This window comes from Pseudomonas sp. P5_B3 (assembly GCF_056400405.1).
In genome coordinates this window covers 88095-110979 of sequence record NZ_JBFULI010000010.1, presented here as the reverse complement: position 1 = coordinate 110979, position 22885 = coordinate 88095, and the positions used below count along the sequence as shown (strand labels likewise).

At 59.8% G+C, this 22885-nt stretch carries 20 protein-coding genes; 10 read left to right on the top strand and 10 right to left on the bottom strand.

The genetic code is table 11. The features are described 5' to 3' along the window. Positions 1 to 9: 9 nt before the first annotated feature. The 4 genes from AC1DRN_RS09185 to AC1DRN_RS09170 form a co-directional block, all read right to left on the bottom strand. A complete protein-coding gene (locus AC1DRN_RS09185) occupies positions 10 to 984 on the bottom strand; it encodes a FecR domain-containing protein (RefSeq protein ID WP_223456855.1) in 975 nt (324 codons plus the stop codon). Continuing rightward, on the bottom strand, positions 981 to 1499 hold the full coding sequence (locus AC1DRN_RS09180) for an RNA polymerase sigma factor (protein ID WP_223456856.1): 519 nt from the start codon (positions 1497 to 1499) through the stop codon (positions 981 to 983). Before AC1DRN_RS09180 ends, AC1DRN_RS09185 begins: the two co-directional genes overlap by 4 nt. A gap of 225 nt (positions 1500 to 1724) precedes the next feature. Next, the gene (locus tag AC1DRN_RS09175) at positions 1725 to 2432 is read right to left on the bottom strand and encodes a 3'-5' exonuclease (RefSeq protein WP_223456857.1); all 708 of its coding nucleotides are present in this window, start codon (positions 2430 to 2432) and stop codon (positions 1725 to 1727) included. Continuing rightward, on the bottom strand, positions 2429 to 4369 hold the full coding sequence (locus AC1DRN_RS09170) for a putative nucleotidyltransferase substrate binding domain-containing protein (RefSeq protein ID WP_223456858.1): 1941 nt from the start codon (positions 4367 to 4369) through the stop codon (positions 2429 to 2431). The genes AC1DRN_RS09175 and AC1DRN_RS09170 overlap by 4 nt, the downstream gene beginning before the upstream one ends. A gap of 254 nt (positions 4370 to 4623) precedes the next feature. On the opposite strand from AC1DRN_RS09170, the gene AC1DRN_RS09165 reads away from it, so the two are divergent. Beyond that, a complete protein-coding gene (locus tag AC1DRN_RS09165; protein ID WP_223456859.1) occupies positions 4624 to 5082 on the top strand; it encodes a response regulator in 459 nt (152 codons plus the stop codon). A 313-nt stretch (positions 5083 to 5395) separates the two neighbouring features. After that, a complete protein-coding gene (locus tag AC1DRN_RS09160; protein WP_223456860.1) occupies positions 5396 to 6307 on the top strand; it encodes an EamA family transporter in 912 nt (303 codons plus the stop codon). 74 nt (positions 6308 to 6381) lie between these two features. Here the strand turns inward: AC1DRN_RS09160 and AC1DRN_RS09155 are convergent, their stop codons facing one another. Then, the gene (locus AC1DRN_RS09155) at positions 6382 to 8559 is read right to left on the bottom strand and encodes a malate synthase G (protein WP_223456862.1); all 2178 of its coding nucleotides are present in this window, start codon (positions 8557 to 8559) and stop codon (positions 6382 to 6384) included. Positions 8560 to 9119: 560 nt separating this feature from the next. On the opposite strand from AC1DRN_RS09155, the gene AC1DRN_RS09150 reads away from it, so the two are divergent. Next, positions 9120 to 9638, top strand: a complete 519-nt coding sequence (locus AC1DRN_RS09150) for a glycine cleavage system transcriptional repressor (protein ID WP_223456864.1) — start codon at positions 9120 to 9122, stop codon at positions 9636 to 9638. A gap of 215 nt (positions 9639 to 9853) precedes the next feature. On the opposite strand, the gene rarD is transcribed toward AC1DRN_RS09150, so the two are convergent. The 5 genes from rarD to AC1DRN_RS09125 all read right to left on the bottom strand — a co-directional run bounded on the left by rarD (position 9854) and on the right by AC1DRN_RS09125 (position 15678). Next, the gene (rarD, locus tag AC1DRN_RS09145; RefSeq protein ID WP_223456866.1) at positions 9854 to 10741 is read right to left on the bottom strand and encodes an EamA family transporter RarD; all 888 of its coding nucleotides are present in this window, start codon (positions 10739 to 10741) and stop codon (positions 9854 to 9856) included. 216 nt (positions 10742 to 10957) lie between these two features. Next, entirely contained in the window at positions 10958 to 11932 is a 975-nt protein-coding gene (locus AC1DRN_RS09140) for a serine/threonine protein kinase (RefSeq protein WP_223456868.1), read from the bottom strand. A 209-nt stretch (positions 11933 to 12141) separates the two neighbouring features. Beyond that, positions 12142 to 14043, bottom strand: a complete 1902-nt coding sequence (locus AC1DRN_RS09135; protein ID WP_223456870.1) for a PhoX family protein — start codon at positions 14041 to 14043, stop codon at positions 12142 to 12144. Between the two features lie 66 nt (positions 14044 to 14109). Beyond that, the gene (locus tag AC1DRN_RS09130; RefSeq protein ID WP_223456872.1) at positions 14110 to 14874 is read right to left on the bottom strand and encodes a TOBE domain-containing protein; all 765 of its coding nucleotides are present in this window, start codon (positions 14872 to 14874) and stop codon (positions 14110 to 14112) included. A gap of 63 nt (positions 14875 to 14937) precedes the next feature. After that, on the bottom strand, positions 14938 to 15678 hold the full coding sequence (locus AC1DRN_RS09125) for a ComF family protein (RefSeq protein ID WP_223456874.1): 741 nt from the start codon (positions 15676 to 15678) through the stop codon (positions 14938 to 14940). Positions 15679 to 15771: 93 nt separating this feature from the next. Between AC1DRN_RS09125 and bioB the strand changes: the two genes are divergently transcribed. From bioB to AC1DRN_RS09090, 7 genes are all read left to right on the top strand, one after another. Continuing rightward, a complete protein-coding gene (bioB, locus tag AC1DRN_RS09120) occupies positions 15772 to 16827 on the top strand; it encodes a biotin synthase BioB (RefSeq protein ID WP_223456876.1) in 1056 nt (351 codons plus the stop codon). A 109-nt stretch (positions 16828 to 16936) separates the two neighbouring features. Beyond that, positions 16937 to 18115: an 8-amino-7-oxononanoate synthase gene (gene bioF, locus AC1DRN_RS09115; RefSeq protein ID WP_223456878.1), complete on the top strand. Its 1179-nt coding sequence runs from the start codon at positions 16937 to 16939 to the stop codon at positions 18113 to 18115. After that, a complete protein-coding gene (locus AC1DRN_RS09110; RefSeq protein WP_223456880.1) occupies positions 18108 to 18839 on the top strand; it encodes an alpha/beta fold hydrolase in 732 nt (243 codons plus the stop codon). Before bioF ends, AC1DRN_RS09110 begins: the two co-directional genes overlap by 8 nt. Beyond that, the gene (gene bioC, locus AC1DRN_RS09105; RefSeq protein WP_223456882.1) at positions 18832 to 19644 is read left to right on the top strand and encodes a malonyl-ACP O-methyltransferase BioC; all 813 of its coding nucleotides are present in this window, start codon (positions 18832 to 18834) and stop codon (positions 19642 to 19644) included. The genes AC1DRN_RS09110 and bioC overlap by 8 nt, the downstream gene beginning before the upstream one ends. Then, complete coding sequence (bioD, locus tag AC1DRN_RS09100) at positions 19641 to 20321, top strand: dethiobiotin synthase (RefSeq protein ID WP_223456885.1); 681 nt, start codon at positions 19641 to 19643, stop codon at positions 20319 to 20321. Before bioC ends, bioD begins: the two co-directional genes overlap by 4 nt. Positions 20322 to 20444: 123 nt before the next feature. Further along, on the top strand, positions 20445 to 20741 hold the full coding sequence (locus AC1DRN_RS09095) for a pyrroloquinoline quinone biosynthesis protein PqqE (RefSeq protein WP_223456887.1): 297 nt from the start codon (positions 20445 to 20447) through the stop codon (positions 20739 to 20741). Positions 20742 to 21018: 277 nt separating this feature from the next. Beyond that, complete coding sequence (locus tag AC1DRN_RS09090) at positions 21019 to 22824, top strand: phenylacyl-CoA dehydrogenase (protein ID WP_223456889.1); 1806 nt, start codon at positions 21019 to 21021, stop codon at positions 22822 to 22824. Positions 22825 to 22885 lie beyond the last annotated feature (61 nt).

The following is a 22885-nucleotide window of genomic DNA, read 5'->3' as shown; positions in this document are numbered from 1 at the left end:
CAAAGCTTTTCAGGGCTTGGCATTGGCCTTGGCCACCACCTTCACCCACCATTGCGTGTGCTGTTCGATCTGCACCGGCAGGGTTGGCAGCAGGGCATTGAGTGCCAGGTCGGTGTTGCGCAGCGGGAAGCTGCCGGTGATGCGCAGGTCGGCCACTTCCCGTGCGACGCCGACGTAACCGGTTCGATAGCGGCCGATTTCATGCACCAGGTCTTCCAGCCGTGTGTTGTCCACCACCAGCATGCCGCGGGTCCAGGCATCCGCGCCGAGGTTGACGGCCAGCACCGGGCCCAGGCCATTGTTGCGGATCAACACTTGCTGGCCTTCGCGCAGAATCTGTTCGTCCGGGGTGGATTCAGGGTGAACTGCCACCGCAGACTGCAATACGCTCAGGCGCGTTCCGTCTTCCTCACGCTTGACCAGAAACCGCGTACCCAGCGCACGCATGCTGCCTTCACGAGTTTCGACGATGAACGGCCGGGGATCGCCATGGCCGGTTTCCACCAGGATTTCGCCCTCCTGAAGCACGATGCGCCGCTGTTTTTCATCGAAGCGCACATCCAGGGCACTGTGGGTATTGAGATTGATCAGCGTGCCGTCAGCCAGACGCAGGGTGCGCTGCTCGCCAACGGCGGTGCGCTGGTCGGCCAGCCAATAGTCGATCGGCAGGTAACGATCCCAGGCGAACAGGGCCAGGCCGATCACAGTAACGATACTGGCTACACCGCTACTCAGCTTGCGCACTCGCCGACGAATGCCTTCGCGCGATTGCAGCAGGGCCGTGCGGGCCGGGCCACTGGCCACGCTGAAACGTTGGTCGAGCATGCCCAGCTGGCGCCAGGCGCGGGCGTGCTCTTCGTGGGCCGCGTGCCACTTGGCGAACTCTTCGCGCTCTACCGGGTTGGCACAATCCATGGACAACTGCCAGGCAATCGCCGCGTCCAGCACGTTGGCCGATACCGGTTTGGAACTGAGCGGATTCACGTCGGCTCACCATACAACGCGATGTAGCACTGGCGAATGCCTTGGGCCAGGTACTGGCGCACCCGCGGCACCGACACCCCCAGGCGCTCGGCGATGTCTGCGTGGCCGAGGCCGTCGAGACGGTTGTAGAGGAACGCCGCCCGGGCCTTGCTGGAAAGCTTGCCGAGTAAACGATCGATATTTTTCAGGTCTTCGAGAATCATTTGCTGTTCTTCAGCCGACGGTTGTTCGGCCTCGGGAATCAGCATCAACTCGGTGAGGTAAGCCTGTTCCAGCGCGGCGCGGCGGAAATAATCGAACAGCAGGCCCTTGGCGATCGCCACCAGGAATGCCCGGGGCTCGTGCGGGACCTTCAGTTCCTCACGGCCCAGCAAGCGCACGAACGTGTCCTGGCTCAGGTCCTCGGCCCGCTGCGGGCAGGCGATGTTGCGTCGAAGCCAGGCCAATAGCCAACCGCGATGGTCGCGATACAACGCACCGACGAGCTCATTTTGAGGGCTTGGGACTGACGACACGCCGCACACCGATTGGGAAATATTAACTAACGAGAATTGTTCGCGATTGTCTCAGAGGCGAGGGAGGTAAGCAATTGGCGTTGGTCGGATGGGAATTAGGCGACGGCCCCTGTAGGAGCGAGCCTGCTCGCGAAAATCGTCAACGATGACACGGTTTTCTGGAAAGACCGAGGTGTCAGGTGATTTTTCGCGAGCAGGCTCGCTCCTACAGTGATTGCGTATAGGTCAGAAGGACGGCGCCTGCTGCCGGCGCTTCCACTGATTCAAGCGCTGTTGCAGATTCAACGGGCTATGAATCTGCTGCTGTCGCGCACGGCTGAACAGGATCAGCATCAGTTCGGCGGTGGCCAGGGCGTCGGCGCTGGCGTGGTGGCGCTCGAAGACTTCGAGCTTGAACCAGTCGATCCAATCGTCCAGCCCGGCCTCGCGAATGTGCGCCTGGGGGCATAGCAGCGGCGCAATGTCCGCCACATCCAGAAACGGATGCTGCAATTTGAAACCCAGGTGATCTTTCAATGCACGGCCGAGCATGTGCTGGTCAAACGGCGCGTGGAAGGCCAGCACCGGACTGTCTCCGATGTACTCCATCAGGTCGAGCAGCGCTTCTGCCGGGTCGCTGCCCGCCGCAATGGCGCTGGGGCCAATGCCGTGGATCAGCACGCTGGGGCCGAGTTTCACTTGTGGATATTGCAGGGTGCGTTCGAACTGCTGGCGAAAGTCGATGGCCCCGTCCTCGATCACCACCGCGCCAATGGACAACACGTGGTCCTTGTTCAGGTTCAAACCGGTGGTTTCCAGATCGAGCACCACCCAGCGTTGCTCGCGCAGGCTGCACTCAGACAGGTCGGCAGCCGTCGGTAATTGATCCAGCCGATGTTGCAGATGAGCTGGGAGGGTGGGACTCGCCGGGCGCAGCCATGAAAACAGGCTCATAACTGATACCGCAAGGTCAGACTGCTTTGCAGGCGTTGTGCCTGGCGCAGGGACTCACGCAGGATGCGTCGGTCCAGATGATTGAGGCTGTCGGGATCGACCCGATTAGAGTAAGGAAAATTCTCCCGGGTCTGTAGTTGATGTTGCTGCATGCGGGTTTGCTGGATGAAGTGATACGCCTCTTCGTACGCGGCGCCGTCCAGGGGATCGATGACCTCCTTGGCAACCAACTGGCGAAAACGCTCCAGCGTGTTGTTCGCTTCGATACCGTGGACCAGGGCCAGCAACCGGGCGCCGTCGACGAACGGTGCCAGGCCCTGAATCTTCAGGTCCAGGGTGGCCTTCTCGCCATTTTTTCGCGCCAGTACGAATTCGCGGAAACGCCCAACGGGCGGGCGATTGCGCAGCGCATTCTCGGCCATCATGCGCTGGAACAAACGGTTGTCGCCGACCTGATCGAGAATGCCCCGACGCAACTGCTCGCAGCCTTGCTCGCTGCCCCAGACCACGCGCAAGTCGAAATAGATACTCGAACCCAGCAGGTTCTCCGGGGTTGCCTCGCGGATAAACGCCGCAAAGCGCCGCGCCCATTCGGCCCGGGACAGGCACAGCTCTGGGTTGCCGGCCATGATATTGCCCTTGCACAAGGTGAAGCCGCACAGCGCCAGGCTCTGATTGATCTGTTGGGCAATTGGCAACAGCTTGCCGCGAATCTCGGCGGCATGGGCCGCATCCCTGGCTTCGAACAGAATGCCGTTGTCCTGATCGGTGTGCAGGGTCTGCTCGCGACGGCCTTCACTGCCGAAACACAGCCAGCTGAATGGCACACCGGGGTCGCCTTTTTCGGCGAGGGTCAGCTCGATCACCCGGCACACGGTGTGGTCGTTGAGCAAGGTGATGATGTGGGTGATCTGCGTCGAAGACGCGCCGTGGGCCAGCATGCGCTCGACCAGTTGACCGATTTCGCCCCGTAGCGCTACCAGGTTTTCCACCTTCTGGGCATTGCGGATAGTGCGCGCCAGGTGCACCAGGTCGACCCGTTGCAGGGAAAACAGATCGCGCTCGGAAACCACGCCGCACAAGCGTTGCTCCTTGACCAGACAGACATGGGCGATGTGCCGCTCGGTCATGGCAATCGCCGCGTCGAATGCACTGTGATCCGGCGACAGGAAAAACGGCGCCCGGGTCATGTACCCTTCGATGGCTTCATTGAAATCACTGCTGCCGTTGGCCACGGTCTGACGCAGGTCGCGCAGGGTGAAAATCCCCAGTGGCGCCTTGAGTTCATCGACCACCACGATGCTGCCGACCTGTTGTTCGTGCATCAACGTCACGGCTTCGCGCAATGGCGTCTGCGGGGCGCATGTTACCGGGTGGCGCATGGCCAATTCGCCCAGTCGGGTATTGAGCGAATATTGGGTACCCAGGGTTTCCACGGCTTTTTGCTGCACTTGCTGGTTGACCTGATCCAGCAGGCTGCTGACGCAGCGCAGGGCGAAGTTGCGGAAGGTATCCGATAGCGAAAACAGGCGGATGAACGCCGGTTTGTTCAATTGCAGGCAGAAAGTGTCTTCGCCGGCCAGGTGCTCGGTGCGGGTCGCCCGTTCACCCAGCAACGCCGCGAGGGGGAAACATTCGCCAGTGGTGATCTCGAAGACCGTTTCGGTGCCACCCTTGGCCGTGTGCGGACGCTCGCCCACGACCCGGCCTTGCTTGACGATATAGAAGTGCTCGACCGGGCCGTCGGCGGGTTTGATGATGCTCTCGCCGGGGGCGTAAAAACGCAGCTGACATTGCTCGACCAGATACGCCAGGTGAGCGTGTTCCATCTGGTTGAAAGGCGGGAAGCGCTGAAGGAATTGCAACGTGCCCTGGATGTTCTGCAACACCGCGGTTTTCCCTGCCTGTGTGAAGGCGTCCGCTTTACTCATAACCATTACCGCAGTCTTTTTTTGAATTGTTGTAGTCGGATGACCAGGACATGGTCGACCCCTGCGGTCGGGGTGCCCATTGGACGTAAGTCTAGGTAGGCAATCAGGGTGATGGAATGTCGGAAAAACCTTACGCAACTGTGAGAAAAACCTCTCTATCCTGCTATTGGAAAAATATCCGACGGGGTGCACATTGATAGTTCGCTGAGCGATGTCTCACCGCTGTGCCAGGGAATAGTATTGAACATATAGGGAAAGCCATGTCCGACCACGATATTTTGAGCGACGCCGAGCGCGAAGCGCTGAGTGCCGTCATGCTGGAACCTGACCTGCCGCAGCAACGGGTGCTGATCGTCGATGACGACGAAGACGCCCGGGAGCTGCTGTCAGAGATTCTGGCGATGGACCGTATTCACTGTGTAATGGCGTCCAGTGGCGAAGCGGCACTCAAGATCCTGCTGGCCAAGGCAGAGATCAAAAAGCCCTCGATTGGTTTAATGATCACCGACCTGCGAATGGGCCACGTTGACGGGCTGGATCTGATCCGTCAGGTACGCGAATCGGAAAGGGCGGCATTGCCAATCATCATTGTCTCGGGTGACGCCGACGTGAAGGATGCGATCGCCGCAATGCATTTGAGCGTGGTGGACTTTCTGCTCAAGCCGATTGATGCCAGTCATCTGCTGACACTGGTAAAACGCGAATTGGGCATTAAATAATTTGTAATTAAAGTTATCTGGTTCGTCTGCGAAAAAGCTACTCACAAATAGCTTTTTTCTTCTTTCGATTATTCAGTTATCGTTCAGCGCTTGAAGGCTGATGCGGGCATTTATTTGATATCGTATTTGGTTTGATAATGTCTGTCGTAGCACTATCCAGGTTGCCAATTTGGTTCTCCGATTCTAGTTGCTTGAGTATCTCGATGGTTGTCGTGTGCTCAATCTGCGGCCAGTTCCTGTAGATAAAACACTGACAAAGGTCAGGTCATTACTCTTTCTGGATTGTGTGGCTGTGTATCGCATTGAGGACGATATGATAAAGAAAATTGAATTTCGCGATCTTGTACTTATTGTCGGCGTGACAATCATGTGGGGCAGCAATTTTACGGTAATTGATATCAGTCTTGATGGCATCGATCCATTCATATTGACAGCGCTGCGCTTTACTTTCTGTGCATTGCCACTGGTGTTTTTCATCCCGAAACCGAAGGGTGTCAGTACTTTTGTAACTATAGTCTACGGTTTGTTGTTTGGTATTGGAATGTGTTGGCTGATGAACTATGGCATGTTTCTTGATGTCAGTGCCGGCGTAACATCTTTGCTCTTGCAGTTCAGTGCTTTTTTCACGGTCATCTGGGGAGTACTGCTGTTTGGCGAAAAAATGACGGCAATACAAGTGGCCGGCATTCTCATGGCGTTGGTGGGACTGATGTTCATTATCCATGTAACGCACGGTGGTGCCGAAAGTTTTGGACTTTTCCTGGTGCTACTCAGCGCATTGTTCTGGAGTCTTTGCAATGTGCTGGTCAAGAGAAGCAAAGTGGTTGATATATTTTCCTTTGTCGTTTGGTCGAGCCTGTATGCAACGCCTCCTTTATATTTGATGACTTACTGGGTCAAGGGGGCAGCTCCTTTCCAGACGTTGCTAACAGACATAACTGCTCCAGTGCTGGTATCTGTCCTGTTCCAGGCCTATGTGGCGACGGTATTCGGGTATTGGGTGTGGAACCGAATGATTGAGAAGTATCCGGCAAGCCAGGTTGCACCCTTGTCAGTGATTGTTCCGATATCGGGTATCTTGACCTCGTGGTATGTACTCGACGAACCCATTGGTGGCGAAAAACTGTTTGCTCTCATCATCACGGTCCTTGGAATTGCCTTGTTCATGAATGCATCGAGAATAGGCCGCCACATCGCTGCAAACGCGTTGCGTTTCAGGAGATAGTTCTGCATTTGCAGGACGCAGAAACAAAAATCCCCCGGTTTTTCAACCGGGGGATTGCTGTGGAGTGAGCTGGTTTACAACCCGTTCTTCGCCTTGAACTCGCGACGACGACGGTGCAGGACCGGCTCGGTGTAGCCGTTCGGCTGTTTGGTGCCTTCGACCACCAACTCGACTGCCGCCTGGAAGGCGATGTTGCTGTCGAAGTTCGGGGCCAGCGGACGGTACAGCGCGTCGCCGGCGTTCTGACGGTCAACCACCGGCGCCATGCGCTTGAGGCTTTCCATCACTTGCTCTTCGGTGACGATGCCATGGCGCAGCCAGTTAGCGATGTGCTGGCTGGAAATACGCAGCGTTGCACGGTCCTCCATCAGGCCGACGTCGTTGATGTCCGGCACTTTCGAGCAGCCGACGCCCTGGTCGATCCAGCGCACCACATAACCGAGAATGCCCTGGCTGTTGTTGTCCAGTTCGTTCTTGATCTGCTCAAAGGTCCACTGTGGGTTCACCGCCAGCGGGATGGTCAGGATGTCGTCTACCGAGGCATGCGCACGTTTGGCCAGCTCGGCCTGACGGGCGAACACGTCAACCTTGTGGTAGTGCAGCGCGTGCAACACAGCAGCAGTCGGCGACGGTACCCAGGCGGTATTGGCACCGGCCAGCGGGTGGGCGATTTTCTGTTCGAGCATCGCCGCCATCAGGTCAGGCATGGCCCACATGCCTTTACCTATCTGAGCGCGACCTTGCAGGCCGGTGCTCAGACCGATATCGACGTTGGAGTTCTCGTAGGCGCCGATCCATTTTTCCGCCTTCATGTCTGCCTTGCGCACCATCGGGCCGGCTTCCATGGAGGTGTGGATTTCATCGCCCGTGCGGTCGAGGAAACCGGTGTTGATGAACACCACACGTTCGCTCGCCGCCTTGATACAGGCCTTGAGGTTGATCGTGGTTCGACGCTCCTCGTCCATGATCCCGACTTTGAGGGTGTTGCGCGGCAGGTCCAGCACGTCTTCGATGCGACCGAACAGCTCATTGGTGAACGCGGCTTCTTCAGGGCCGTGCATCTTCGGCTTCACGATGTAGATCGAGCCGGTGCGGGTGTTTTTGCGCGAGGTGTTGCCGTTCAGGTTGTGCATCGAAGCCAGGCAAGTCACCAGGCCATCGAGAATGCCTTCCGGCACTTCGTTACCGTCTTTGTCGAGGATCGCGTCGATGGTCATCAGGTGACCGACGTTACGCACGAACAGCAACGAACGACCGTGCAGGCTCAGTTCACTGCCATCGACAGCGGTATAGGTGCGGTCGGCGTTCATGGTGCGGGTAAAGGTCTGACCACCCTTGGCGACGCTTTCCGACAGATCACCCTTCATCAGGCCGAGCCAGTTGCGGTAGATCACCACTTTGTCATCGGCATCGACAGCGGCAACGGAGTCTTCGCAGTCCATGATGGTGGTCAGCGCGGCTTCCATCAGGATGTCTTTGACGCCGGCTGCGTCGGTCTGGCCAATCGGGGTGCTGGCATCGACCTGGATTTCGAAATGCAGGCCGTTGTTTTTCAGCAGGATCGCGCTCGGTGCAGCGGCATCGCCCTGGAAGCCGATCAGTTGCGCGTCGTTGCGCAGGCCGGTGTTGCTGCCGCCTTTAAGGGCGACCACCAGTTTGCCGTCGACGATCTTGTAGCCGGTGGAGTCGACGTGGGAGCCGGCCGCCAAAGGCGCCGATTCGTCGAGGAAGGCACGGGCGAAAGCGATGACCTTGTCACCACGCACCTTGTTGTAGCCTTTGCCTTTTTCCGCGCCGTTGGTTTCGCTGATGGCGTCGGTGCCGTAGAGCGCATCGTACAGCGAGCCCCAACGGGCGTTCGAGGCATTGAGCGCGAAGCGGGCGTTCATGACCGGCACCACGAGCTGTGGGCCGGCCATGCGGGCGATTTCGTCATCGACGTTTTGCGTCGTTGCCTGGAAATCGGCCGCTTCTGGCAGCAGATAACCGATGTCTTGCAGGAAGGCTTTATAGGCCACGGCGTCGTGTGGCAGACCGGCACGGGATTGGTGCCAGCCATCGATACGAGCCTGGAAATCATCGCGTTTGGCGAGTAGGGCTTTGTTCTTCGGCGCCAGGTCATGGATGACCTTGTCGGCACCGGCCCAGAACTTATCGGCGGTGAGGCCGGTACCGGGAATGGCTTCGTTGTTCACGAAGTCGAACAGGACTTTGGCGACCTGCAGGCCACCGACTTGAACGTGTTCAGTCATTGCTTGCCTCACTCTGCTCAGCTATTTCGCTTTTCAGCTCTTCAATTTAACAATGAAGCCTTTGGCCATTTAAACCACAAACCCCTCTACCAGTACATGCCCATTACGGGCGGCTGGGTTGGGACCGATCAACGGCTTGGGGCCTTGCTGACAGGGCTTTCAGGGTTGCGAACGTGCCTGCGGCAGACATCGATCCAGCGTTATGTAGTGCGCGCTGCGGCATACTACATGATGAATTGCGGTTGTGAAAATCAGACTAATTACGTCGTTCTGCGACCACATGACGCATTGCGGTCACGGCGCGGAGCAGGATGTTCTCAAAAAACCAGTGGATTGTTCCAGTTAAATATCGAAAGTTGTACACGATTTGTTGTTCGCAGGTTCATCGGTTGCGACCCTATCGCGAGCAAGCTCGCTCCCACAAAGGCCTGCGCGATCCCTGTGGGAGCGAGCTTGCTCCGGGCGGCGTTCCGACGATGACGTCAGACCTGTCAACACCGAGTCAGCCCTTGCCTATACTTGGTTCTCTATAACAAAAGTCATGACCAGAGGGCTGCGCCATGGACCACCTCGTACTCACCGTATTCGCACCGGACAAGCCAGGGCAAGTCGAGCGCATTGCCCAATGCATCGCCGAACACGGCGGTAACTGGCTGGAAAGCCGCATGTCGCGCATGGCGGGACAATTCGCCGGGATTCTTCGGGTGGGGGTGCCGGCCGAGGCCTACGACGAATTGGTCGATGCCCTGCAGGGCTTGTCCGCCCAGGGCATTCGCGTGTTGATCGCCGAAAGCAGTATCGAACAATTCTGCACCTGGAAGCCGATCGCCATGGAACTGGTGGGCAATGATCGTCCGGGGATCGTGCGTGACATCACACGCTTGTTGAGCGAGCAGGGGGTGAACCTGGAGCGGCTGGTCACCGAAGTGCGCCCGGCACCGATGAGCAGCGAGCCGTTGTTCCATGCTGAAGCGATTCTTGCCGTCCCGCTGACGTTGTCGCTGGACGTACTGCAATCGCGCCTGGAAACCCTGGCGGACGACCTGATGGTCGAGCTGGTGCTGCGTAGTGAACCCTGATCGGGTTATCCAGGTTAAACGTGCACCCGCCTGTGGATAACCTGTAGAGACACCCCGCCAGGCCACACCGGCCGGGGTTCTTCAGGATCTGATCAAAAAACCAGCAGTTTCAGGGACTTGCGCACAAACGGCGGGGATCACGCTGTGGATAACCTTGGGAGCGAATGATGCAGGCCACGGGAGACGTGGCCTGTAGGGTTTTGTGTGTTTTTTGATCAGCTGCGGCGGCGCAAACTTATCCACGCATCGACGCTGTAAACCGCCAGACCGGCCCAKATGAACATGAACGCTACCAGGGTGCTGGACGACAGGTGCTCGCCAAACAGCAGGACCGCTTGCAGCAGCACCAGTGTCGGTGCCAGATACTGGAGAAAGCCCAGTGTCGTGTAGGGCAAATGCCGTGCAGCAGCGTTGAAGCAGACCAGCGGCACCAGCGTGATCGGGCCGGCGGCAACCAGCCACCAGGCTTGGGACGTGGTCCAGAATTCGGCCTGGGCGCTGCTGGCCGTCGGATTGAGCAGCAACCAGCCGAGGGCAATCGGCACCAGCATCCAGGTTTCCACCACCAGCCCCGGCAGCGCCTTGACCGGTGCCTGCTTGCGAATCAGGCCATAGAAGCCGAAGGTCAGTGCCAGCGCCAGCGACACCCACGGCAGGCTCCCCACTTGCCAGACCTGTTGTGCCACACCCACGGCCGCCAGACCCACGGCAATCCATTGCATGCGTCGCAGCCGCTCACCAAGAATCAGCATGCCCAGCAACACGTTCACCAACGGGTTGATGTAGTAACCAAGGCTGGCCTCCAGCATGCGGCCGTTGTTCACCGACCAGACGTAGGTCAGCCAGTTGGCCGCAATCAGTGTACCGCTCAGGGCCAGGGTCGCCATCCTTCGCGGGTTCTCCCGCAGTTCGCGCCACCAGCCGGGATGCTTCCAGACCATCAGCAACAAGGCGCCGAACAGCGCCGACCACAGTACCCGGTGGATGATGATTTCCACGGCGGGCACGCTGGCGATGGCTTTGAAATAGAGGGGGAAAAGTCCCCAGATGATGTAGGCACTCAGGCCCAGAATGTACCCGCGACGCGGGTTGGCGGCTTGCATGCAGAATCCTTGCTTAGGCAGCTAACAAAGAGGGGGATTGTAAGGAGATTTGTCTGTGAATGTCTTACCTGAATAGGTAGGTCATTTGTGAACATCGGTCTCTGTAGGAGCGAGCCTGCTCGCGAAGAACGCAAGGGCAACGCGTTTATCCAGGCAGCACGCGTTATCGTTGACGTCCATCGCGAGCAGGCTCGCTCCTACAGGGGGGCGGGTGGGTCAGAAGAGCTTCAGTGGCTCTTCATTGAGCGCCGCCAGTTGTTCACGCAACGCCAACACCTGATCACCCCAATAACGCTCGGTGCCGAACCACGGAAAACTGTGGGGGAATGCCGGATCGTCCCAGCGGCGGGCGAGCCAGGCGCTGTAATGCATCAGGCGCAGGGCGCGCAACGGTTCGATCAAGGCCAGTTCACGCGGGTCGAAGTCGTGGAATTCGTTGTAGCCGTCCATCAGTTCCGACAACTGGCTCAGGCAATCCTGACGATCGCCGGCCAGCATCATCCAGATGTCCTGCACCGCTGGACCCATGCGACAGTCGTCGAGGTCGACGATATGGAACATCTCGTCGCGGCACATCATGTTGCCGGGGTGGCAGTCACCGTGCATGCGGATGTTCTGGTGCGGCGTGTTGCTGTAGGCATCTTCCACACGCTTGAGCAGATCGCGGGCCACCGATTCGTAGGCCGGCAGCAGACTGCGGGGGATGAAATTGCCGTCGAGCAACGTGGCCAGCGAATCATGGCCGAAATTTTTCACCGCCAGTGCTTCACGGTGCTCGAATGGCCGGGTCGAGCCGACCGCATGCAGGCGCCCGAGCAACTGGCCCAGGCGATACAACTGGTCGAGATTGCCCGGCTCCGGCGCGCGGCCACCACGGCGGGGGAACAGGGTGAAACGGAAACCGTTGTGTTCGTGCAGGGTTTCACCGTTATGGATCAACGGCGCCACCACTGGCACCTCGCAGTCGGCGAGTTCGGCGGTGAACTGGTGCTCTTCCAGAATCGCTTCGTTGCTCCAGCGTTGCGGCCGGTAGAACTTGGCGATCAGTGGCTCGGCGTCTTCGATACCGACCTGATAGACGCGGTTCTCGTAGCTGTTGAGCGCCAGGATGCGCGCGTCGCTAAGAAAGCCGATGCTTTCGACGGCGTCGAGTACGAGGTCTGGCGTAAGGGTTTCAAACGGGTGGGCCATGCTGACTCCTGCGCGCAGCAGGCTGCTGCGTCCGGCCAGGCATGGTAGCGCAGACGGTGGGGTTTTAGTGGCTGGACTGAGATGTGTGGTGTCTGGGCTGACGCCATCGTCGGAACGCCGCCCGGAGCAAGCTCGCTCCCACAGGTCATGCGCCAGATTTGAAATCGCGCCAATCCTGTGGGAGCGGGCTTGCCCGCGAAGAGGCCGGATCAGGCGCCGACGATCCCGCCATCTTCCCGGGTAATCGCCATTACCGAAGACCGCGGCTTGCCATTAGGCAGATGCTCGGGGAAGGTTGAACCGCCGTTTTCACCCGGATGCTGAATCCCGACAAACAGGGTTTTCTGATCCGGCGAGAAGCTGATCCCGGTCACTTCACAACCTACCGGCCCGACCATGAAACGGCGAATCTCGCCGGTCGCAGGATCGGCGCAGAGCATCTGGTTATTGCCCATGCCGGCAAAGTCACCGGCATTGCTCACATCACCGTCAGTCAGAATCCACAAGCGTCCGGCCTTGTCGAAGCCCAGGCCGTCCGGGCTGTTGAACATGTTCTGCGGCGTGATGTTCGACGAGCCGGCCTTTGGCGTACCGGCATGCGCACCCGGGTTGCCGGCCACCACGAACAGGTCCCAGGCAAAGGTGTGCGAGGCGTGATCATCACGCTCGGTGCGCCAGCGCAGGATCTGGCCGTAGACGTTCTTTTCGCGTGGGTTCGGCCCGCCCACCGGTTGCCCGTCTTCGCCACGTTTGGCGTTGTTGGTCAGCGTGCAGTAAACCTGGCCATCCTTGGGGCTGACCACGATCCATTCCGGGCGGTCCATACGCGTGGCTTTCACCACGCTGGCTGCGAGACGGGCGTGGATCAGCACTTCGGCCTGATCGGCAAAGCCGTTGCTGGCGTCGATGCCGTTTTTGCCATGGGTCAGTTCGATCCATTCACCCTGGCCTTTCGGGTGATCGGCGTTGCCGTCGCCCGCATCGAAACGCGCCACGTACAAGGTGCCGTGATCGAGAATGTCGCGGTTGGCCTTGGGGTTCTTGTGGTCGATCTTGTCGCGGCTGACGAATTTGTAGATGAACTCACCGCGCTCATCGTCGCCCATGTACACCACGGCATGACCGTCGCCGGTTTCGGCCAGGGCGGCGTTTTCGTGTTTGAAGCGCCCCAGGGCCGTGCGTTTGACCGGCGTCGACTTCGGATCGAACGGATCGATCTCCACCACCCAGCCGTGACGGTTGAGTTCGTTGGGGTTCTTGGCCAGGTCGAAGCGCTCATCGTGATGATGCCAGTTGATCTCTTTGCTGGTCACCACCGCGCCGTAGCGTTTTTGCGCCGGGTCGAATTTCTGCTCGGCGTTGCTGCTGCCGAAGCAGTCGGTGAAGTTCTCTTCGCAGGTCAGATAGGTGCCCCACGGTGTCTTGCCGTTGGCACAGTTCTGGAACGTGCCGAGGACGTTCTTGCCGTGTGGGTCGGCGCTGGTTTTCAGCAGGGCATGTCCGGCGGCAGGGCCGCTCAGGCTGATCGGTGCGTTGCCGTGAATGCGGCGGTTGTAGCGCGAGCCCTGGACAAACTGCCATTGGCCGTTCTTGCGCTGCACTTCAATCACCGACACACCTTCGCAGGCCAGTGCCTTGCGCACTTCTTCCGCCGATTGCGGCATGCCGCCGTGGGCGTAGAGGTAGCGGTAGTTGGTGTATTCGTTGTTGATTGCCATCAGCGCCCGGTCTTTTTCACCGGGAAACTCGAACAGGCTCATGCCGTCGTTGTTGTCGCCGAACTGGGCTTCCTGATGTTCAGCGCTGCCATTGCCGCTCAGGTCGAACACCGGGCCGTCCTTGTGCAGAGGCTGGCCCCAGCTGATCAGCACCGAGGACTTGTAGCCCGCTGGCAGGGTGATGGAGTCGCTGGTGGCGGCGGGGATGCTGTCGAAGCCCAGCAACTGGCTGTTGCCGGCGCTGACACTGGCAGCCATCACGCTGCGGCTCAGCAGATTGCCGCCGAGGAACATCGCCGCGCCGCACAGGGCACCTGCGCTGATGAAGCCGCGGCGGCTGAGGCCGACCATGGTTTCGAGGTCGGTGGACTGGTTTTCTTCTAATAGACTCATTTCAGGCTCCCTGCGGTTTTGCAGACACCTTAATGCTGAGTAATGAACCTTTTGTTACGGTTTTGCTTACAGCGGCGTGCCCAACAGAACCCTGGACGGCGAAAACTCCACGCGCACCGGTTTGCCGCACGTCAGCCCCAATGCCTGCAGATGCCTCGGCTCGGCCAGGGCGCATAGTGACAAGCCGCTGGGCAGGGTGATGCGTACTTCGCTGGGGCCATCGTCGGCGTCGAGAATCTTCTCGATGGTGCCTTTCAGGCAATTGTTTCCAGGCGTTTCTGCGGAATCGATTCCCAGTACATCGAGCCAGCCGGCCTTGATCAGTGCCACGACTTCGGTGCCGATGTGCAGTTCCAGGCGTTCGGTGCTGTCGTGGGTGATTTGCGCGTCGACGATCACGCCTTCGGCGACCTTGAGGCGAATCAGGTCGTTGCGCCCCTGAGGTTCGATCGCCACCACCTTGCCATGCAACTGATTGCGCGCGCTGGTGCGCAGCATCAAGCGCCCGAGCAGGTCCAGGTCGCTGGCGTCTTCAGCGGCTTCCAGCACTTGAGCCTGCAAGGCTTGCAGCTTCTGGTACAGGCGCAATACGCGCTGACCTTCGATGGACAGGCGTGCACCACCACCGCCCTTGCCACCGACAATCCGCTCCACCAGCGGCTTCTGCGCCAGGTTGTTCAGCTCATCGATCGCATCCCAGGCGGCCTTGTAGCTCAGGCCTGCGCTTTTTGCCGCGCGGGTGATCGAGCCTTGTTCGGCGATGTGCTGCAGCAGGGCGATGCGCTGCGGACGGCGGACAATGTGCTGGGACAACAAGGTAGGCAAGGACATGACAAGTCGCTTTGGGTGGTAACGATGGTGAGGACGTTGGCCGCTTGGGCCGCGCGAGTCAAGTCAGGGTGTTTCGCCGGGTTTGGGCGTGCGGGCCAGGCAATAGACGTCGACCCTTGCCGCACCGGCGTCCATCAGCAGGCGAGCCAGGGCCTGGGCCGTGGCACCGGTGGTCAGGACGTCGTCGATCAGGGCCAGGTGCTGGCCTTTGACGACCGCGCCGGACGCCAGGGCGAAAGCGTTGCGCAGGTTCTTTCGGCGTGCTTCGGCGTTCAATGCCTGTTGGGCGTCGGTGTCCTGGGTTCGCAGCAGCAACCGTTCGTCGCAAGGGATATCGAGACTCGTACCCAGCCACTGGGCCAGCATCGCCGCCTGATTGAACCCGCGTTTGCGCAGGCGCCGGGTTGCCAGCGGCACCGGGATCAGCGCATCGGGTCGCTGCAGATCGTCTTCGAAGCGATGTTTCAGGTATTGAGCAAGAAGTTCGGCGAGCAGGCGGCCAAACGGCCACTTTGCACTGTGCTTGAAGCGGGTAATCAAGCTGTCTACCGGAAAGCTGTAGGTCCAGGGGGCAATCACTTGTTCGAAGGCGGGTGGCTGCTTCAGGCAATATCCGCAGGTCAGGCCTACGGCCGGAAGCGGCAGGGCGCAGGTCTGGCAGTGATCGCCGAGCCAGGGCAACTCGGTTTCGCAGGCCGTGCAGACAGGGACAATGCCGTCGGCCGTTTCATCGCATAGAAGACATGGTTGTTTGTTTTTTAACCAGATGTAAACCAGTCCTTCGTATTGAGGTTGACAGCGCATCACTCTTCCTTAAACATGCCGAAACATCCGTGTCGTGCCTGTGGGTATTCCGTTCCCCCGGCCGCTTGCCAAGCCTGAATAAAGGAATCGCCCATGAGCGCCAGCACCACTGCAACCCTGCGTCATGACTGGACTTTAGCCGAAGTCAAAGCGCTCTTCGTACAGCCATTCAACGACCTGCTGTTTCAGGCGCAGACAGTGCACCGTGCGCATTTCGACGCCAACCGCGTCCAGGTGTCGACCCTGCTGTCGATCAAAACCGGCGCCTGCCCGGAAGATTGCAAATATTGTCCACAGTCCGGTCACTACAACACCGGCCTGGAAAAAGAAAAACTGATGGAAGTGCAAAAGGTCCTCGAAGAGGCCGCTCGCGCCAAGGCCATCGGTTCGACCCGTTTCTGCATGGGCGCGGCGTGGAAGCACCCGTCGGCCAAAGACATGCCTTACGTGCTGAAAATGGTCGAAGGCGTGAAGGCCATGGGCCTGGAAACCTGCATGACCCTCGGTCGCCTGGATCAGGAGCAGACCGAAGCGCTGGCCAATGCCGGCCTCGACTATTACAACCACAACCTCGACACCTCGCCTGAGTTCTACGGCAGCATCATCACCACCCGCACCTACAGTGAGCGCCTGCAAACCCTGGCGTATGTGCGTGAATCGGGGATGAAGATCTGCTCCGGCGGCATTCTTGGCATGGGCGAGTCGCTGGACGACCGCGCCAACCTGCTGATACAGCTGGCCAACCTGCCGGAGCATCCGGAGTCGGTGCCGATCAACATGCTGGTGAAAGTCGCCGGTACACCGCTGGAAAATGCCGACGACGTCGATCCGTTCGACTTCATCCGCATGCTCGCCGTCGCGCGCATCCTGATGCCGCAATCCCACGTGCGCCTGTCCGCCGGCCGCGAAGCCATGAACGAACAGATGCAGGCCCTGGCGTTCTTTGCTGGCGCCAACTCGATTTTCTACGGCGAAAAACTGCTGACCACCGCCAACCCGCAGGCCGACAAGGACATGCAACTGTTCTCGCGACTGGGCATCCTGCCGGAAGCCCGCGAAGAGCACGCCGACGAAGTGCATCAGGCAGCTATCGAGCAGGCGCTGGTGGAGCAGAAGAGCAGCGAGCAGTTCTATAACGCGGCGGTTTAAATCCATCCACCGACTCTTCTGATTGGAATGCAAAACACTGTGGGAGCAAGCTCGCTCCCACAGGGATCGCATTCATTTTGATTTCTGTGATCTGAACGTCGAGGCCTGCATGTCTTTCGATCTCGCCGCACGCCTTGCTGCCCGTCGTGCCGAAAACCTCTACCGCCAGCGACCGCTGCTCGAAAGCCCGCAGGGGCCGCAAGTGGTGGTCGATGGCCAGCCGTTGCTGGCGTTCTGTAACAACGACTACCTGGGCCTGGCCAATCATCCGCAAGTGATCGAAGCCTGGCGTGCTGGCGCCTTGAAGTGGGGTGTGGGCGGAGGGGCGTCACACTTGGTCGTCGGCCATAGCTCCCCGCACCATGCCCTGGAAGAAGCGTTGGCCGACCTGACCGGTCGCCCTCGCGCGTTGCTGTTCACCACCGGTTACATGGCCAACCTCGGTGCGGTCACGGCGCTGGTGGGGCAGGGCGATACGGTGCTCGAAGACCGGCTCAATCATGCGTCGCTGCTCGACGCGGGGCTGCTGTCCGGCGCGCGGTTCAATCGCTACTTGCACAACGACCCGGTGAGCCTGGCCAAACGCCTGGAAAAAGCCACCGGCAATACGCTGGTGGTCACCGACGGCGTGTTCAGCATGGACGGTGATATCGCCGACCTGCCTGCGCTGGCTCGAGAGGCAAAGGCCAAAGGCGCCTGGTTGATGGTCGACGATGCCCACGGTTTTGGACCACTGGGTGCCAACGGTGGCGGCATCGTCGAACACTTCGGCTTGAGCCAGGATGACGTTCCCGTGTTGGTCGGCACCCTCGGCAAGGCGTTCGGTACGGCGGGTGCCTTTGTGGCTGGCAGCGACGAGCTGATCGAAAGCCTGATCCAGTTCGCCCGCCCCTACATCTACACTACCAGCCAGCCACCCGCGCTGGCCTGCGCCACGTTGAAAAGCCTGGAACTGCTGCGCAGCGAACACTGGCGTCGCGAGCATTTGCAGACACTGATCCGCCAGTTCCGCCAGGGCGCCGAACAGATTGGCCTGGAACTCATGGACAGCTTCACGCCGATCCAGCCGATCATGATCGGCGACGCGGGGCGCGCGGTGCGCCTTTCGCAAATGCTGCGTGAACGCGGGTTGATGGTGACTGCGATTCGCCCGCCGACCGTACCCGCCGGCAGCGCCCGACTGCGGGTCACGCTGACGGCTGCCCACAGCGAAGCTCAAGTACAGCTATTGTTAAACGGACTGGCCGATTGTTTTCAACAACTGCAGTCGGAGCCAAGCCATGCGTGATCGTCTGATTCTGCTGCCCGGCTGGGGCCTTGGCGTTTCACCGCTGGAGCCTCTGGCGGCAGCCTTGCGCGGCCTGGATGAGCACCTGCATGTCGAGATAGAGCCGTTGCCGGAGCTGGAGTCGAGCGATCTTGAAGAGTGGCTCGATGAGCTTGATTCGACCTTGCCGCAAGACGCCTGGCTGGGCGGCTGGTCATTGGGCGGCATGCTCGCCTGCGAGTTGGCGGCCCGGCGTGGCGATCGCTGCTGTGGTGTGTTTTCCCTGGCCAGCAACGCTTCTTTTGTCGCTCATGAACAATGGTCAAGCGCAATGTCCGGGGAAACCTTCGATGCGTTTCTGGCGGCATGTTCAGCCGATCCGCGCGCGACGTTGAAACGCTTTTCACTGCTCTGCGCCCAAGGCGCCGAAGACCCGCGCGGATTGTCGCGGTTGTTGCTCGGTGGCGCCCCGAACACCGCCGCGCCGGTGCTGCTCAGTGGTCTGCAAGTGCTCGCGCAACTGGATACACGACAGGCACTGCAATCGTTCCGCGGTCCGCAACTGCATCTGTTCGCCGGCCTCGACGGGCTGGTGCCGGTGGAGGCGGCGGGCGAGTTGTTGGCATTGCTGCCGGATGTCGAAATCGGTCTGATTGAACAGGCCGGCCACGCGTTTCTTCTGGAGGATCCCCACGGTGTGGCGGGGGCGATCCAGGCCTTTTTGCATGAGTCCGGTGATGACTGATTTATCCTTTCCCAACCTGCCCGGCGCCTTGCCAGACAAGCGCCAGGTAGCCGCGTCATTCTCCCGCGCAGCGGCAAGCTACGACAGCGTGGCCGAGTTGCAGCGTGATGTGGGCAGCCAATTGCTCAGGCGCTTGCCACAGGGCTTTGTACCGCAGCATTGGCTGGATCTGGGCTGCGGCACCGGGCATTTCAGTCGTGCCCTGGGTGAGCAATTTCCAAGCAGCCACGGGGTGGCGCTGGACATCGCCGAAGGCATGCTCGAGCACGCCCGGCCATTGGGCGGTGCCACGCACTTCGTGGCTGGCGATGCCGAGCGTTTGCCACTGCAGGATTCGACCTGCGAGCTGATCTTCTCCAGCCTGGCGGTGCAGTGGTGCGCGGACTTCGACTCGGTGCTCAGTGAAGCTTTTCGAGTGCTGAAACCGGGCGGCATCTTCGCGTTTGCTAGTCTTTGTGCAGGGACGTTGTTTGAACTGCGCGACAGCTGGCGGCAGGTCGATGGCATGGTGCACGTAAACCGCTTCCGGGAGTTTGGTGTTTATCAGCAGTTGTGCGCTGCCAGTGGTTTACGGGTCGTCAGTCTGCAAAATCTGCCGCATGTGCTGCATTACCCGGATGTGCGCAGCCTGACCCATGAACTCAAGGCGCTGGGCGCGCACAACCTCAATCCCGGACGGCCGGGCGGCTTGACCGGGCGAGCGCGGATTTTGGGTTTGATCGAGGCTTACGAGCAGTTTCGTCGGGCTCAGGGACTGCCGGCGACTTATCAAGTGGTGTACGCCGTATTGGAGAAACCCTTATGAGCGCAGCCTATTTCATCGCCGGCACGGATACCGATGTCGGTAAAACCACGGTCGCTGCTGGCCTGCTGCATGCGGCGCGTTCGGCGGGCTTGAGCACGGCGGCGGGCAAGCCGGTCGCTTCCGGTTGCGACGTGACGCCCAAAGGCCTGCGCAACGCCGATGCGCTGGCCTTGCTGGCGGAGTGTTCGCTGCCGCTGACGTATGCCCAGGTCAATCCGGTGGCCTTCGAACCGGCCATCGCCCCGCACCTGGCGGCGCGAGAGGCGGGTGTGGCGCTGACGGTGCAGTCGTTGCTGGCGCCAATGCGGCAGATTCTGGGTATGCAGGCGGACTTCACCCTGATCGAAGGCGCCGGCGGATGGCGCGTACCCTTGGCGGATCAGGACAATCTGTCGGACCTCGCCATCGCATTGAAGCTGCCGGTGATTCTGGTGGTCGGCGTGCGATTGGGCTGTATCAGCCATGCCTTGCTGACCGCCGAAGCGATTGCCCGGGACGGTTTGCAACTGGCGGGATGGGTGGCCAACATCATCGACCCGAAAACCTCGCGGCTGGAAGAAAACCTCGCCACCCTTGCCGAGCGCCTCCCGGCGCCGTGCCTGGGGCGTGTGCCTAAACTCAAGGCCGTTACGGCCGAGGCAGTGGCCGAGTACTTGCAACTGGACCTGTTGGACTGACGTTTTTGCAATGCGGGTTTTGCCTATGATAAGGCACTGTGCCATTAGTGTTTTTGTCGAGTGTTTTGCCGGCCACTCTGCTTCAATGGCCGCTGTTCATCCTTTGAAAGGACGAGTTTTCCCATGGAAATCTCAGGAAGCAGCGCTTTTTATGCAGGTCTGAGCACCCTTCAGGCAGGGCTGAACCGTGTCGATCAAGCCGCCGGGCAGATCGCCAACATGACGATCGAGCGATCGGTCACCAGCCAGTCCTCCGAGGCGCAGGTCGATCGTCTGCGATCGGTTGATCGCAGCCAGCAATCGGACCTGAGCAGCAACGTGGTCGAAATGGCCCAAGGCAAGATTCAGGCGGAGCTGGGCGTGAAAGTCGCCAAGGCAGCCGATGAAGTGCTCGGAACGTTGATCGATACCTTCGCTTGATTTTTACAGAATCCGTACTCTCCAGCGCCGCGCCCGTTCGCGGCGTTTTTCTGCGTAAGTCTTTCTTCCTCAACTAATCTTTTCCGCATGGCTGGCCGCTTTGAAAGCGCGGCTGCGCTGTCGTGTGCCTGTGTGTCCAAGCCTGCGATGACGAACGGCAAAAGATCGACGCTTGACAAGAATTGGGCGTAAACGTATGTTTCAAACAACTGTTTGATCGCAACAACAAATCAATGCGGTCGTCCATTCCCGGTTACATCAGCAGAGGTTTATCGCTATGCCTGACTACAAGGCCCCCTTGCGTGATATTCGCTTCGTTCGTGACGAACTGCTCGGCTACGAAGCGCACTATCAGAGCCTTCCGGCTTGTGCCGACGCAACTCCGGACATGGTTGACGCCATTCTTGAGGAGGGTGCCAAGTTTTGTGAACAGGTACTGGCTCCGCTGAACCGTGTGGGCGACATCGAGGGTTGTACCTGGAGCGAGTCCGGCGTCAAGACCCCGACTGGCTTCAAGGAAGCCTACAAGCAATTCGTCGAAGGCGGCTGGCCAAGCCTGGCCCACGACGTTGCGCACGGCGGCCAAGGCCTGCCGGAATCCCTGGGTCTGGCGGTCAGCGAAATGGTTGGCGAGGCCAACTGGTCGTGGGGCATGTACCCGGGCCTGTCGCACGGTGCGATGAACACCATCTCCGAGCACGGTACCCCTGAGCAGCAAGAGGCTTACCTGACCAAGCTGGTTTCCGGCGAGTGGACCGGCACCATGTGCCTGACCGAGCCGCACTGCGGCACCGACCTTGGCATGCTGCGCACCAAGGCCGAGCCTCAGGCCGACGGTTCCTACAAGGTTTCCGGCACCAAGATCTTCATCTCGGCCGGTGAACACGACATGGCCGACAACATCGTCCACATCGTACTGGCCCGCCTGCCGGATGCACCGGCTGGCACCAAAGGCATCTCTCTGTTCATCGTGCCGAAGTTCATGCCGAACGCCGATGGTTCGATCGGTGCGCGTAACGCCGTGTCCTGCGGTTCCCTGGAACACAAGATGGGCATCCACGGCAACGCCACCTGCGTGATGAACTTCGACGGCGCCACCGGTTTCCTGATCGGCCCGGCGAACAAAGGCCTGAACTGCATGTTCACCTTCATGAATACCGCACGTCTGGGTACCGCGCTGCAAGGCTTGGCCCACGCCGAAGTCGGTTTTCAGGGCGGCCTGAAATACGCTCGTGACCGTCTGCAAATGCGCTCGCTGACTGGCCCGAAAGCGCCGGACAAAGCCGCTGACCCGATCATCGTGCACCCTGACGTACGTCGCATGCTGTTGACCATGAAGGCATTCGCCGAAGGCAACCGTGCGATGGTTTACTTCACCGCCAAGCAGGTCGACATCGTCAAGTACGGCGTAGATGAAGAAGAGAAGAAGAAAGCCGACGCACTGCTGGCCTTCATGACGCCAATCGCCAAGGCCTTCATGACTGAAGTCGGTTTCGAAGCGGCCAACCACGGCGTGCAGATCTACGGCGGTCACGGCTTCATCGCCGAGTGGGGCATGGAGCAGAACGTTCGCGACAGCCGCATCTCGATGCTGTACGAAGGCACCACCGGTATCCAGGCACTCGACCTGCTGGGCCGTAAAGTGCTGATGACCCAAGGCGAGGCTCTGAAAGGCTTCACCAAGATCGTCCACAAATTCTGCCAGACCAACGAAGGCAACGAAGCGGTTCAAGAGTTCGTCGCACCGCTGGCTGCACTGAACAAGGAATGGGGCGAACTGACCATGAAGGTCGGTATGGCTGCCATGAAAGATCGCGAAGAAGTCGGCGCGGCCTCCGTGGACTATCTGATGTACTCCGGTTACGCCTGCCTGGCCTACTTCTGGGCTGACATGGCGCGTCTGGCTGCCGAGAAACTGGCTGCCGGCACTTCCGAAGAGGCCTTCTACACCGCCAAGTTGCAGACTGCGCGTTTCTACTTCCAGCGCATCCTGCCGCGTACCCGCACTCACGTTGTCACCATGCTGTCGGGCGCCAACAACCTGATGGACATGAAAGAAGAGAACTTCGACCTGGGCTACTAAGTCCTGGCGCAGTCCTTCATAAAGAAACCGCCGCTTCCTCCGGGAGCGGCGGTTTTTTTGT

Coding starts and splice junctions, on each gene's coding strand:
- AC1DRN_RS09125 (WP_223456874.1), bottom strand. CDS start 15,678: ATGCGCTGTCAACCTCAATACGAAGGACTGGTTTACATCTGGTTAAAA.
- AC1DRN_RS09130 (WP_223456872.1), bottom strand. CDS start 14,874: ATGTCCTTGCCTACCTTGTTGTCCCAGCACATTGTCCGCCGTCCGCAG.
- AC1DRN_RS09165 (WP_223456859.1), top strand. CDS start 4,624: ATGTCCGACCACGATATTTTGAGCGACGCCGAGCGCGAAGCGCTGAGT.
- bioC (WP_223456882.1), top strand. CDS start 18,832: ATGACTGATTTATCCTTTCCCAACCTGCCCGGCGCCTTGCCAGACAAG.
- AC1DRN_RS09160 (WP_223456860.1), top strand. CDS start 5,396: ATGATAAAGAAAATTGAATTTCGCGATCTTGTACTTATTGTCGGCGTG.
- bioD (WP_223456885.1), top strand. CDS start 19,641: ATGAGCGCAGCCTATTTCATCGCCGGCACGGATACCGATGTCGGTAAA.
- AC1DRN_RS09150 (WP_223456864.1), top strand. CDS start 9,120: ATGGACCACCTCGTACTCACCGTATTCGCACCGGACAAGCCAGGGCAA.
- AC1DRN_RS09155 (WP_223456862.1), bottom strand. CDS start 8,559: ATGACTGAACACGTTCAAGTCGGTGGCCTGCAGGTCGCCAAAGTCCTG.
- AC1DRN_RS09140 (WP_223456868.1), bottom strand. CDS start 11,932: ATGGCCCACCCGTTTGAAACCCTTACGCCAGACCTCGTACTCGACGCC.
- AC1DRN_RS09110 (WP_223456880.1), top strand. CDS start 18,108: ATGCGTGATCGTCTGATTCTGCTGCCCGGCTGGGGCCTTGGCGTTTCA.
- bioB (WP_223456876.1), top strand. CDS start 15,772: ATGAGCGCCAGCACCACTGCAACCCTGCGTCATGACTGGACTTTAGCC.
- AC1DRN_RS09175 (WP_223456857.1), bottom strand. CDS start 2,432: ATGAGCCTGTTTTCATGGCTGCGCCCGGCGAGTCCCACCCTCCCAGCT.
- bioF (WP_223456878.1), top strand. CDS start 16,937: ATGTCTTTCGATCTCGCCGCACGCCTTGCTGCCCGTCGTGCCGAAAAC.
- AC1DRN_RS09095 (WP_223456887.1), top strand. CDS start 20,445: ATGGAAATCTCAGGAAGCAGCGCTTTTTATGCAGGTCTGAGCACCCTT.
- AC1DRN_RS09135 (WP_223456870.1), bottom strand. CDS start 14,043: ATGAGTCTATTAGAAGAAAACCAGTCCACCGACCTCGAAACCATGGTC.
- AC1DRN_RS09170 (WP_223456858.1), bottom strand. CDS start 4,369: ATGGTTATGAGTAAAGCGGACGCCTTCACACAGGCAGGGAAAACCGCG.
- AC1DRN_RS09090 (WP_223456889.1), top strand. CDS start 21,019: ATGCCTGACTACAAGGCCCCCTTGCGTGATATTCGCTTCGTTCGTGAC.